The following is a 12,709-nucleotide window of genomic DNA, read 5'->3' on the forward strand; positions in this document are numbered from 1 at the left end:
TCGCGGAAGACTCAAGCCCCCGCGAGGAGGCCCGAATGACCGGTCTAGACCTCGGACACGAAGATCCCGGTCCCGTCGAGGATGTTGCGCAAGGTCAGCGCGACTTCCTCCAGGTCGCTGCCCGAGGTGGTCAGGATGATCTCCAGTTCCTCGTCGCCCTTCAGCGCGTCGCGATCCCCGGCCGCCACCTCGATCAGCAGGCGGGTGGCGCTCAAGGTCACCTTCAGCCCGTCCAGCGTCGACGGCTCGTCGTCCAGTGTCAGGTCGACGGTGTCCTCGTCCGGGTAGCGGGTCAGCAGGAACATCTGGCCCTTGTCGCTGTGGCAGCACAGGGTCGCCATGTTGTCTTCCTCGTCGTCGCAGGGGGTGGCGAAGAGCAGGGCGGTTTTCAATTGCATGGCGCACTCGGATCAATGGAAATGAAAAGGAATTCTGACAGCCTTGCGCACACTGATAAACGTAAAGTTACCGCGCATTGACCGAAATTGTCGCAGCGCTGCAAGCCCAAGTGACCGTTCAGTCGTTAAGCTGCCCTGTCGATGGGTTCCCGTAAAGGCACAGCCACCTGGCAGTCGCTTTTGCAGGTACCCAACGCTTCTGTCTTGCCACGGGTTGGCTATGGTTGATCCGTACAAGGCGCATGTACGCGACGCTTCACCTATAACAAAGCCCAAGCGGAGTACCACAGATGGCGTTCTTCACCGCAGCCAGCAAAGCCGACTTCCAGCATCAACTGCAAGCGGCCCTGGCGCAGCACATCAACGAACAGTCCCTGCCACAAGTGGCACTGTTCGCTGAACAGTTCTTCGGCATCATCTCTCTGGACGAACTCACTCAGCGCAGGCTGTCGGACCTGGCCGGCTGCACGCTGTCCGCCTGGCGCATCATCGAGCGCTTCGACGCCGCGCACCCGCAGGTGCGGGTCTACAACCCCGATTACGAACGCCACGGCTGGCAGTCCACGCACACCGTGGTCGAGGTACTGCACCACGACCTGCCATTTCTGGTCGACTCGGTGCGCACCGAGCTCAACCGCCGCGGCTACAGCATCCACACCCTGCAGACCACCGTGCTCAGCGTGCGCCGCGGCGCCAAGGGCGAGCTGGTCGAGCTGCTGCCCAAGGGCACCCTGGGCGAGGGCGTCAACCATGAATCGCTGATGTACCTGGAGATCGACCGCTGCTCCAATACCGCCGAGCTCAACACCCTGACCATGGAGCTGGAGCAGGTGCTGGCCGAGGTGCGCGGCGTGGTCGCCGACTTCGAGCCGATGAAAGCCAAGATCCGCGAGCTGCTGGAACTGGTGGAGCAGAACGCCTTCGGCCCCGCGCAGAACGACAAGGCTGAGGTGAAAAGCTTCCTGTCGTGGCTGCTGGACAACCATTTCACCTTCCTCGGCTATGAGGAGTTCACCGTCGAGTCCGACGCCGACGGCGGCCACCTGGTCTACGACGACGCTTCGTTCCTGGGCCTGGCCCGCCTGCTGCGCGCCGGTCTTGGCGCCGACGACCTGCGCATCGAGGACTACGCCGTCGCCTACCTGCGCGAACCGCGCCTGCTGTCGTTCGCCAAAGCCTCGCAGCCGAGCCGCGTGCATCGTCCGGCCTACCCGGATTACGTGTCGATCCGCCAGATCGACCAGGACGGCAAGGTCGTCAAGGAATGCCGCTTCATGGGCCTGTACACCTCGTCGGTGTACGGCGAGAGCGTGCACACCATCCCCTACATCCGCGGCAAGGTCGCTGAAGTCGAGCGCCGCTCGCACTTCGACCCGAAGGCGCACCTGGGCAAGGAACTGGCCCAGGTCCTCGAAGTGCTGCCCCGCGACGACCTGTTCCAGACCCCGGTGGACGAGCTGTTCAGCACCGCCATGTCGATCGTGCAGATCCAGGAACGCAACAAGATCCGCGTGTTCCTGCGCAAGGACCCGTACGGCCGCTTCTGCTACTGCCTGGCCTACGTGCCGCGCGAGATCTACTCCACCGAGGTGCGGCAGAAGATCCAGCAGGTGCTGATGGAGCGCTTGAAAGCCACCGACTGTGAGTTCTGGACCTTCTTCTCCGAGTCGGTGCTGGCCCGCGTGCAGTTGATCCTGCGGGTCGACCCGAAGAACCGCATCGAGATCGACCCGCAGCAACTGGAGAACGAAGTGATCCAGGCCTGCCGTTCGTGGCAGGACGACTTCTCGGCGCTGGTGGTGGAAAACTTTGGCGAAGCCCACGGCACCAACATCCTCGCCGATTTCCCGAAAGGCTTCCCGGCCGGCTATCGCGAGCGCTTCGCCGCGCACTCGGCAGTGGTCGACATGCAGCATGTGCTGAACCTGTCCGAGGCCAAGCCGCTGGCCATGAGCTTCTACCAGCCGCTGACCCAGCTCGGTGAGCGCACGCTGCACTGCAAGCTCTACCACGCCGATACGCCGCTGGCACTGTCGGACGTGCTGCCGATTCTGGAAAACCTCGGCCTGCGCGTGCTCGGCGAATTCCCTTACCGCCTGCGCCACGCCAGCGGCCGCGAGTTCTGGATCCACGACTTTGCCTTCACCTACAGCGAAGGCCTCAACCTCGACATCCAGCAGCTCAACGACACCTTCCAGGACGCCTTCGTCCATATCGTCAAGGGCGATGCCGAGAACGACGCGTTCAACCGCCTGGTGCTGACCGCCGGCCTGCCGTGGCGCGACGTCGCGCTGCTGCGGGCCTACGCCCGTTACCTCAAGCAGATTCGCCTGGGCTTCGACCTGGGCTACATCGCCAGCACCCTGAATAACCACACCGATATCGCCCGCGAGCTGACCCGGTTGTTCAAGACCCGCTTCTACCTGGCGCGCAAGCTCACCAACGAAGACCTCGACGACAAGCAGCAGCGCCTGGAACAGGCCATCCTCACCGCCCTGGATGACGTGCAGGTGCTCAACGAGGACCGCATCCTGCGTCGCTACCTGGACCTGATCAAGGCGACCCTGCGCACCAACTTCTACCAGCCGGACGCCAACGGGCAGAACAAGTCGTACTTCAGCTTCAAGTTCAACCCCAAGCTGATCCCCGAGCTACCCAAGCCGGTGCCGAAGTTCGAGATCTTCGTCTATTCGCCACGGGTCGAGGGCGTGCACCTGCGCTTCGGCAACGTCGCCCGTGGCGGCCTGCGCTGGTCGGACCGCGAGGAAGACTTCCGCACCGAGGTGCTCGGCCTGGTCAAGGCCCAGCAGGTGAAGAACTCGGTGATCGTGCCGGTCGGCGCCAAGGGCGGCTTCCTGCCGCGTCGCCTGCCGCTGGGCGGCAGCCGTGACGAGATCGCCGCCGAAGGCGTGGCGTGCTACCGCATCTTCATCTCGGGCCTGCTCGACATCACCGACAACCTCAAGGACGGTGGCGTGGTGCCGCCGGCCAACGTGGTGCGTCACGATGACGACGATCCGTACCTGGTGGTGGCGGCCGACAAAGGCACCGCGACCTTCTCCGACATCGCCAACGGCATCGCCATCGACTACGGCTTCTGGCTGGGTGATGCGTTCGCCTCGGGCGGCTCGGCCGGCTATGACCACAAGAAGATGGGCATCACCGCCCGTGGCGCGTGGGTGGGCGTGCAGCGCCACTTCCGCGAGCGCGGTATCAACGTGCAGGAAGACCCGATCACCGTGGTCGGTGTCGGCGACATGGCCGGCGACGTGTTCGGCAACGGCCTGCTGATGTCCGACAAGCTGCAACTGGTGGCGGCGTTCAACCACCTGCACATCTTCATCGACCCGAATCCGGACCCGGCCACCAGCTTCGCCGAGCGCAAGCGCCTGTTCGACCTGCCGCGTTCAGCCTGGAGCGACTACGACACCGGCATCATGTCCGAAGGCGGCGGGATCTTCCCGCGCAGCGCCAAGAGCATCGCCATCAGCCCGCAGATGAAGGAACGCTTCGCCATCGAGGCCGACCGCCTGACCCCGACCGAACTGCTGCATGCACTGCTGCAGGCGCCGGTGGACTTGCTGTGGAACGGCGGTATCGGCACCTACGTCAAAGCCAGTACGGAAAGCCACGCCGATGTTGGCGACAAGGCCAACGACGCCCTGCGCGTCAACGGCAACGAACTGCGCTGCAAGGTGGTGGGCGAGGGCGGCAACCTGGGCATGACCCAGCTCGGCCGTGTCGAGTTCGGTCTCAATGGCGGCGCCACCAACACCGACTTCATCGACAACGCCGGTGGCGTCGACTGCTCCGATCACGAGGTCAACATCAAGATCCTGCTCAACGAAGTGGTGCAGGGTGGCGACATGACCGAGAAGCAGCGCAACCAGCTGCTGGGCAGCATGACCGACGAAGTCGCCGGGCTGGTGCTGGGCAACAACTACAAGCAGACGCAAGCGCTGTCGCTGGCGGCCCGCCGTGCCCGCGAGCGCATCGCCGAGTACAAGCGTCTGATGGCTGACCTGGAAGCACGTGGCAAGCTGGACCGCGCCATCGAGTTCCTGCCCAGCGAGGAACAGTTGGCCGAACGCCTGGCGGCCGGGCAGGGCCTGACCCGCGCCGAGCTGTCGGTGTTGATCTCGTACAGCAAGATCGACCTCAAGGAGCAACTGCTCAAGTCGCTGGTGCCGGACGACGACTACCTGACCCGCGACATGGAGACCGCGTTCCCGCCGTCGCTGGTCAGCAAGTTCGCCGACTCCATGCGTCGCCACCGCCTCAAGCGCGAGATCGTCAGCACCCAGATCGCCAACGACCTGGTCAACAACATGGGCATCACCTTCGTGCAGCGCCTGAAGGAGTCCACCGGCATGAGCCCGGCCAACGTGGCGGGCGCTTATGTGATCGTGCGCGACATCTTCCACCTGCCGCACTGGTTCCGCCAGATCGAGGCCCTGGACTATCAGGTCCCGGCCGAGATCCAGCTGACCCTGATGGACGAGCTGATGCGCCTGGGCCGTCGGGCCACCCGCTGGTTCCTGCGCAGCCGTCGCAACGAGCAGGACGCTGGTCGCGATGTTGCTCACTTCGGTCCGGTGCTCGCGCAGTTGGGGCTCAAGCTCGACGAACTGCTGGAGGGGCCGACCCGCGAGCGCTGGATGAACCGCTACCAGGGCTTCGTCGACGCCGGGGTACCGGAGTTGTTGGCGCGCATGGTCGCTGGCACCACGCACCTGTACACCCTGCTGCCGATCATCGAGGCCTCGGATGTCACCGGGCACGATCCGGCGCAGGTGGCCAAGGCGTTCTTCGCGGTGGGCAGCTCGCTGGACCTGACCTGGTACCTGCAAGAGATCAGCAACCTGCCGGTGGAGAACAACTGGCAGGCCCTGGCCCGCGAGGCGTTCCGCGACGACATCGACCTGCAGCAGCGGGCGATCACCATCTCCGTGCTGCAGATGGCCGACGCGCCGGAAGACATGGACGCCCGCGTGGCCCTGTGGTGCGAGCAGCACCGGGTGATGGTCGAGCGCTGGCGCGCCATGCTCGACGACCTGCGCAACGCCACCGGCACCGACTATGCGATGTACGCGGTGGCCAACCGTGAGCTGGTCGACCTGGCGCTGAGTGGTCAGGCGGCGGTGATTCCGTCCTGAGCCTTGCGCTGAAGTGAAAAAAAGCCCCGGCAGCGATGCCGGGGCTTTTTTTGTGCAGGTCGGCGGTGCCGGAGGGGTCAGTTGAAGAAGGCCGCCAGGCGGGCAGTCCAGACATGGGTGGCCTTGCGGCTCATCGGGAACTTGAGCAACGGCTGGTTGGGGTCGGCCACGGTCAGCTCGAGGGCGAAGTCCTTGAGCCGTACCGTGCGCTCGAAGGTCGGGGCGCTCATGCCGTTGGCATTGACCTGGCGAGTCCCGCCGCCCATTTCCATGCTTTCCGACTCGCGCCAGGTCACCTGCCAGCTGATGACCCAGGAATAATCGTGGATGCGGTAGCTGTCGTCGATCAACGAGCAGACCGCCACTTTGCGGTTCTGCGGATCGAATACCAGGAAGCCCGGCGATGGATAACCGAGCAGGTGCCCGGCATCGAGCGCGAGCCCTTCGCTGGCGTTGATCCGGGCCACCAGCGCCTTGCTTTGCACCTGCAATTTGGCCAGGAACCTGAAGGACACCGCGAAGATCGCTGCTGCGATCAGCAGTGCCAGCATGGTCCCGCTGGTCAGCAGTTGCCAGAGCGAAGCATGCGGCATTTTCGCCGGGCCAACATCGAACAGCGCCAGCAGCATTGACAGGCCAAGGCCAGCAGTTGCCAAGCCGGAAAGGCCGGCCACCGGAATGGCCAGGCCTGCCAGGGCACCGACAGCGGCACCTTTCATCACACTCGACATGCAACACCTCCTTGTGGATTTTTCGCGGGCGATTCTAAAGCTGTGCGCCCGTCTGCGCCAGCCGCAGCTATGAGCTGCGCACGGCAGATTGGTTCCCCAGGGCGGCGCAGAAAACGCTATTCGTAGGTCGTCGGGGCCCTGAGGAAGTGGCCCTGCTTCCACAGGGCGATGGCGGGCTTACTTGAACCGACGCTCGACGCCTTTCTCCACGAGGATCTTCGCCGAAATCTCCTCCACCGAAAAATGCGTGGAATTGATGTTGGGGATGTTCTCCCGACGGAACAGGTTCTCCACTTCGCGCACCTCGAACTCGCACTGGGCGAAGCTTGCGTAGCGGCTGTTGGGCTTGCGTTCGTGGCGGATCGCGGTCAGGCGGTCGGGGTCGATGGTCAGGCCGAACAGCTTGTTGTGGTGCTTCTTGAGCACCGCCGGCAACTGCAGGCGCTCCATGTCGTCCTCGGTCAGCGGGTAGTTGGCGGCGCGAATGCCGAACTGCATGGCCATGTACAGGCAGGTCGGGGTCTTGCCGCAGCGCGACACGCCCACCAGGATCAGGTCGGCCTTGTCGTAGTAGTGGGTGCGTGCGCCGTCGTCATTGTCCAGGGCGAAGTTGACCGCCTCGATGCGCTCCATGTAGTTGGAATTGCCGCCGATCGAGTGGGACTTGCCCACGGAATACGACGAATGGGCGGTCAATTCCTGCTCGAGCGGGGATAAAAACGTCGAGAAGATGTCGATCATGAAGCCATTGGAGGTGGCCATGACCTCACGGATGTCCTGGTTGACGATGGTGTCGAAAATGATCGGGCGCACCCCGTCGCGCTCGGCCGCGGCGTTGATTTGCTGGACCATGGCCCGGGCCTTTTCCAGCGTGTCGATGTAGGGGCGCGTGAATTTATTGAACGGAATGCTCTCGAATTGTGCGAGCAGGCTCTGGCCCAGCGTTTCTGCAGTGATGCCGGTACCGTCGGAGATGAAGAACGCGGTTCGTTTCATTTGCACCTGGGGGCCTTAAGCTGCCGAAGATTTCTGGATATGATAGGTTCGGTTTGCCGAACGCGGTTGCACGGCATTCTCACTTATTTTCCAGGTCCAGGCCACAAGCGTCCGGCCCAGTCATTCAGGCAGGCGGGCGCCCTTGAGCTTTTCCAATACAGTTAGTGGAGAGATCACCTTGGTAGAGTACGTAGTTTCCCTCGATAAGCTCGGCGTCCATGATGTGGAGCATGTGGGGGGCAAGAACGCATCCCTGGGCGAGATGATCAGTAACCTCGCAGGTGCCGGTGTCTCGGTGCCGGGCGGCTTTGCCACTACGGCTCAGGCGTACCGCGATTTTCTCGAGCAAAGTGGCCTCAACGACCGCATCCATGCGGCGCTCGACGCGCTGGATGTCGACGATGTCAACGCCCTGGCCAAGACCGGGGCGCAGATTCGCCAGTGGGTGATGGAGGCCGATTTCCCGGCGCGTCTCGATTCGGAAATCCGAACCGCCTTCGCCGAAATGTCCCAGGGCAACGACAACATGGCCGTGGCCGTGCGCTCCTCGGCCACCGCCGAAGACCTGCCGGACGCCTCCTTCGCCGGCCAGCAGGAGACCTTCCTCAACATCCGTGGCGTCGACAACGTGATCCGCGCGGCCAAGGAAGTGTTCGCCTCGCTGTTCAACGACCGGGCCATTTCCTACCGCGTGCACCAGGGCTTCGACCACAAGCTGGTCGCCCTGTCCGCTGGCGTGCAACGCATGGTCCGCTCCGAGACCGGTACCGCGGGCGTGATGTTCACCCTGGACACCGAGTCGGGCTTCCGCGACGTGGTGTTCATCACCGGTGCCTATGGCCTGGGTGAAACCGTGGTTCAGGGAGCGGTCAACCCGGACGAGTTCTACGTGCACAAGAACACCTTGCAGGCCGGTCGCCCGGCGATCCTGCGCCGCAACCTGGGCAGCAAGGCGATCAAGATGGTCTATGGCGACGAAGCCAAGGCCGGTCGTTCGGTCAAGACCGTCGAGGTCGACCGCGCCGAGCGTGCGCGCTTCTGCCTGAGCGACGACGAAGTCAATGAACTGGCCAAGCAGGCCATGATCATCGAACAGCACTACCAGCGCCCGATGGACATCGAGTGGGCCAAGGACGGTGACGACGGCAAGCTGTACATCGTCCAGGCCCGTCCTGAAACGGTGAAAAGCCGCGCCAGCGCCAATGTCATGGAGCGCTACCTGCTGAAAGAGAAGGGCACCGTGCTGGTCGAGGGCCGCGCCATCGGCCAGCGCATCGGCGCCGGCAAGGTCCGCGTGATCAACGACGTGTCCGAGATGGACAAGGTCCAGCCAGGCGATGTGCTGGTCTCGGACATGACCGACCCTGACTGGGAACCAGTGATGAAGCGCGCCAGCGCCATCGTCACCAACCGTGGCGGGCGTACCTGCCATGCGGCGATCATCGCCCGTGAGCTGGGCATCCCGGCGGTGGTCGGCTGCGGTAACGCCACCCAGGTCCTGAAGGACGGCCAGGGCGTCACCGTTTCCTGCGCCGAAGGCGACACCGGCTTCATCTTCGAAGGTGAGCTGGGCTTCGACATCAAGCAGAACTCGGTCGATGCCATGCCGGAGCTGCCGTTCAAGATCATGATGAACGTCGGCAACCCGGACCGCGCCTTCGACTTCGCCCAGTTGCCCAATGCCGGTGTCGGCCTGGCGCGCCTGGAGTTCATCATCAACCGTATGATCGGCGTGCACCCCAAGGCGCTGCTCAACTACGCCGGCCTGCCGCCGGAGCTGAAAGAGAGCGTCGACAAGCGCATTGCCGGCTACAACGACCCGGTCGGCTTCTATGTCGAGAAGCTGGTCGAGGGCATCAGCACCCTGGCTGCGGCGTTCTACCCGAAAAAGGTCATCGTGCGCCTGTCGGACTTCAAGTCCAACGAGTACGCCAACCTGATCGGCGGCAAGCTCTACGAGCCGGAAGAAGAAAACCCGATGCTGGGCTTCCGCGGTGCGTCGCGCTACATCAGCGAGTCGTTCCGTGACTGCTTCGAGCTCGAGTGCCGTGCGCTGAAGCGCGTGCGCAACGAGATGGGCCTGACCAACGTCGAGATCATGGTGCCGTTCGTGCGCACCCTGGGCGAGGCCAGCCAGGTCGTCGACCTGCTCGCCGAAAACGGCCTGGCCCGCGGCGACAACGGCCTGCGCGTGATCATGATGTGCGAGCTGCCGTCCAACGCCATCCTCGCCGAAGAGTTCCTCGAGTACTTCGACGGCTTCTCCATCGGCTCCAACGACCTGACCCAGCTCACCCTGGGCCTTGACCGCGATTCCGGCATCATCGCCCACCTGTTCGATGAGCGAAATCCTGCGGTGAAGAAGCTGCTGGCCAACGCCATCGCCGCGTGCAACAAGGCCGGCAAGTACATCGGCATCTGCGGCCAGGGCCCGTCGGACCACCCCGACCTGGCCAAGTGGCTGATGGAGCAGGGCATCGAAAGCGTGTCGCTGAACCCGGACTCGGTGCTCGAGACCTGGTTCTTCCTGGCCGAAGGCCAGGGCGCGGCCTGATGCGGTAACAGGGCGCCTGTTGCGCCCTGGTGTTAGTGCGTGGGAGCGGCGGTGCGCCGATGCGACTTGCCCCGCGATAGCGTCAGTGAAGACACCTCTGTAGTCTGCTCTGACGCCATCGTGGGCAAGTCGCATCGGCGCACCGCCGCTCCCACGTTTCATGTCCAATGAATTTGTGAAGCCATGCAAAGCAGCAGCACCCAATTTCCCGTCGCGTTGCTCAGTGCCGAGCGCCGCGGCGACCTCAGCGAAGACGTTTACCGGATCAAGGCCGGCAACAGCCCGGATGCGAGCGTAGAGCTGGCCGTCACCCGCCTGGGCCTGGCCGATCAGGACCGCGTCCAGGGCATGCCGGTCATTCTCCTGCACGGAAGCTTCTCCAACCGGCGCTTCTGGTATTCGCCCAAGGGTATAGGCCTGGGCGCCTACCTGGCACGCGCCGGTTTCGATGTGTGGATCCCGGAGATGCGCGGCCACGGCCTGTCGCCGCGCAACCGCGACTGGCGGCAGAATCGCGTGGCCGACTATGCGCGCTACGACCTGCCGGTGATCGGCGCCTTCGTACATGAAAAAGCGGGGCAGGTTCCGCGCTGGATCGGCCACTCGCTGGGCGGGACCACGTTGGCGGCGGCGCTGGGCAGCGGCTATCTCGACACCGGCCTGGTGGCCAGTGCGGCGTTGTTTGGCACCCAGGTCAGCCGGGTTTATTGGCCGTTGAAAGTGCCACCGGTGGAGTGGGGCGCGCGCATGCTGCTCAAGCGTTTTGCGCAGATTTCCGGTTCGCGCCTCAAGCGGGGCCCGGAAGACGAACCCATCGGCTTGGCCCTGGAGAGCCTGCGCTGGAATGGCCTGTTCGGCCGCTTCGGCGACAAGGAGAAGGACTGGTGGTCGGGCCTGGCCGAAGTCGAGGTGCCGCTGCTGGCGGTGGCCGGGGCCGGCGACTTCCAGGATCCGGTGTGGGCCTGCCGCAAGTTGTTCGAGCAGTTTGGCGGTGATGCCAGGCAGTTCCTGCGCCTGGGCCGCGAGGAAGGCTTCGAGGCCTTCGGGCATGTCGACATGCTGGTCAGCAAGGCGGCGCAGACCCAGGTGTGGCCGTTGGTGGAGCGCTGGTTGCGCGACCCCCTGGTAGCGGTGCATGCCTCGACGGTGGTGATGGAGCCTGTGGCTGCCAGTTGAAACATCGGCCGGCGCGGCGACGGTTCAACTGACTGCTCGGTCCCGGATGACTGCCGGCCCTCCCAAGGTGTAGCCTTGGCCGACACCCGCTTTCGTTGTGACTGACAGGAGTTTCCCATGCAGCATTACGTAACGCCCGACCTGTGCGACGCCTATCCGGATCTGGTCCAGGTGCTCGAACCCATGTTCAGCAACTTTGGCGGCCACGACTCGTTCGGCGGCCAGATCGTCACCATCAAGTGCTTCGAAGACAACTCCCTGGTCAAGGAGCAGGTCGAGCTCGATGGCAAGGGCAAGGTCCTGGTGGTCGATGGTGGCGGCTCGCTGCGTCGGGCGCTGCTGGGCGACATGCTTGCCGAGAAGGCCGCGAAGAATGGCTGGGAAGGCCTGCTGATCTACGGCTGCGTGCGTGACGTGGACGTGCTGGCGCAGACCGATGTCGGTATCCAGGCTCTGGCCAGCCACCCGATGAAGACCGACAAACGCGGCATTGGCGACCTCAACGTCGCGGTGACCTTTGCCGGCGTGACCTTCCGTCCGGGCGAATATGTGTACGCCGACAACAACGGCGTGCTGGTCTCGCCAAGCCCGCTGAAGATGCCCGAGTGATTCGCCGCACATCCATGGAGCTTTGATGTTCGAGGAAGACAACGCGCAATGGGGCCTGGTGCATGCCCTGGTGCTCGATGGCAAGGGTGGCGCGCGTTCGATCGCCCGCACCGAGCTGGACGACCTGCAGTTGCTGCCCCAGGAGAGCCTGTGGCTGCACTGGGACCGCAGCCATCCGCAGACCCGCACCTGGCTGCTGCACGACAGCGGTCTGAGCGAGTTCGCCTGCGAACTGTTGCTTGAGGAGAACACCCGCCCGCGCCTGTTGCAGATGGCCGGCGAGCAGATGCTGCTGTTCTTGCGCGGGGTCAACCTCAACCCGGGTGCCGAACCCGAGGACATGGTTTCGGTACGTATCTTCGCCGAGGCGCGGCGAGTCATCTCGCTGCGTTTGCGGCCGTTGCGCGCCAGCGACGAGGTGCTCCAGCAACTGGATGAGGGCAGGGGGCCGAAAACGGCCTCCGAACTGTTGCTGCTGATGGGCGAACTGTTGACCGAAAAGGTCCAGGCGCTGGTCAGCGACCTGTCCGAAGCGGTCGATCTGGAAGAGGAAAAGGCAGAATCCGACGAACGGTATTCGCCGGCACAGGGCAGCCTGCAGCAGATCCGCCGTCGTGCCGCCGGCTTGCGCCGTTTCCTTGCCCCTCAGCGCGATATCTATGCCCAGCTTTCGCGCAATAAATGCAGTTGGTTCGCCGATGCTGACGCGGACTACTGGAACGAGCTGAACAACAGCCTGATCCGCTACCTCGAAGAACTCGAACTGGCTCGCGAGCGAGCCGCCCTGGTGCTGGAAAGCGAGGATCGGCGCCGCAGCGAGCGAATGAACCGGACCATGTACCGGTTTGGCATCATTACCTGCATTTTCCTGCCCATGAGCTTTGTCACGGGCCTGCTGGGCATCAATGTCGGCGGTATTCCCGGGGCGGAAAACCCCTACGGCTTCGCGCTCGCCTGCACCGTGGTGCTGGGGCTGGCGGCGGGGCAGTGGTGGTTGTTCCGTCGGCTGCGCTGGGTCTGAAATGAGGTATTTTGAAACATTCGTCCCAGTGGCAGGTGTGACCCATCGCTTGGTACCCACGTCTTTGA

At 63.9% G+C, this 12,709-nt stretch carries 8 protein-coding genes; 5 read left to right on the forward strand and 3 right to left on the reverse strand.

Translation table 11 applies throughout. The features are described 5' to 3' along the window. Positions 1–44: 44 nt before the first annotated feature. Complete coding sequence (locus AC3WL2_RS08955; protein WP_102682726.1) at positions 45–398, reverse strand: hypothetical protein; 354 nt, start codon at positions 396–398, stop codon at positions 45–47. 290 nt (positions 399–688) lie between these two features. Between AC3WL2_RS08955 and AC3WL2_RS08960 the strand changes: the two genes are divergently transcribed. Continuing rightward, complete coding sequence (locus tag AC3WL2_RS08960) at positions 689–5,554, forward strand: NAD-glutamate dehydrogenase (RefSeq protein WP_102682727.1); 4,866 nt, start codon at positions 689–691, stop codon at positions 5,552–5,554. A 77-nt stretch (positions 5,555–5,631) separates the two neighbouring features. Here AC3WL2_RS08960 and AC3WL2_RS08965 read toward each other — a convergent pair whose 3' ends face one another. Together AC3WL2_RS08965 and ppsR are read right to left on the reverse strand one after the other, a co-directional pair. Continuing rightward, a complete protein-coding gene (locus tag AC3WL2_RS08965; protein ID WP_102682728.1) occupies positions 5,632–6,285 on the reverse strand; it encodes a hypothetical protein in 654 nt (217 codons plus the stop codon). A 177-nt stretch (positions 6,286–6,462) separates the two neighbouring features. After that, a complete protein-coding gene (gene ppsR, locus AC3WL2_RS08970; RefSeq protein WP_046854746.1) occupies positions 6,463–7,281 on the reverse strand; it encodes a posphoenolpyruvate synthetase regulatory kinase/phosphorylase PpsR in 819 nt (272 codons plus the stop codon). 178 nt (positions 7,282–7,459) lie between these two features. On the opposite strand from ppsR, the gene ppsA reads away from it, so the two are divergent. The 4 genes from ppsA to AC3WL2_RS08990 all read left to right on the forward strand — a co-directional run bounded on the left by ppsA (position 7,460) and on the right by AC3WL2_RS08990 (position 12,641). Further along, the gene (gene ppsA, locus AC3WL2_RS08975; RefSeq protein WP_102682729.1) at positions 7,460–9,835 is read left to right on the forward strand and encodes a phosphoenolpyruvate synthase; all 2,376 of its coding nucleotides are present in this window, start codon (positions 7,460–7,462) and stop codon (positions 9,833–9,835) included. Between the two features lie 183 nt (positions 9,836–10,018). Beyond that, positions 10,019–11,011 (forward strand): alpha/beta fold hydrolase, encoded by a 993-nt coding sequence (locus AC3WL2_RS08980; protein ID WP_102682730.1) that lies wholly within the window; start codon positions 10,019–10,021, stop codon positions 11,009–11,011. A 117-nt stretch (positions 11,012–11,128) separates the two neighbouring features. Further along, entirely contained in the window at positions 11,129–11,620 is a 492-nt protein-coding gene (gene rraA / locus AC3WL2_RS08985) for a ribonuclease E activity regulator RraA (protein WP_023630330.1), read from the forward strand. 25 nt (positions 11,621–11,645) lie between these two features. Beyond that, positions 11,646–12,641, forward strand: coding sequence for a zinc transporter ZntB (locus tag AC3WL2_RS08990; protein WP_102682731.1), 996 nt, complete (start codon positions 11,646–11,648; stop codon positions 12,639–12,641). Positions 12,642–12,709: the final 68 nt, after the last annotated feature.

This window comes from Pseudomonas sp. FW305-96, assembly GCF_058783825.1.